This is a genomic window from Streptococcus suis, assembly GCF_002960445.1.
Lineage (GTDB): Bacteria > Bacillota > Bacilli > Lactobacillales > Streptococcaceae > Streptococcus > Streptococcus hyiners.
The window spans coordinates 1-312 of sequence record NZ_POJD01000081.1; the positions used below are offsets into that span (position 1 = coordinate 1).

Annotated in this window: 1 pseudogene; it reads right to left on the minus strand. The window is 37.8% G+C overall.

The features are described from left to right. Positions 1–211 (minus strand): annotated as a pseudogene (locus C1G53_RS01785) (redoxin domain-containing protein); the annotation flags it as partial. Positions 212–312: the final 101 nt, after the last annotated feature.

Genomic DNA, 312 nt, shown 5'->3' on the forward strand with positions numbered 1-312 from the left:
GAGCCTGATTTAAAAATTGATTACAAGGGAAATCCAACACTACAAAACCGTTGTCTTTATAGCTATCATATAGCTCCTGTAGTTCCTTGTATTGTGGTGCCAATCCACAACCTGGCGCTGTATTGACTATAAGTAAAACTTGTCCTTGATACTCAGCCATGGACTGGTCTGTGCCATCTTGTTTTTGTACTGTAAAATCATAAATGCTCATTATATATCCTCCTCTAGTCAAAATAAGTGAATAAATGTTCCATTTCATTTGGTGTGAGTTGTCTGTATGTACCTCGTTCCAAATCCCCCAGTTCAAAACCA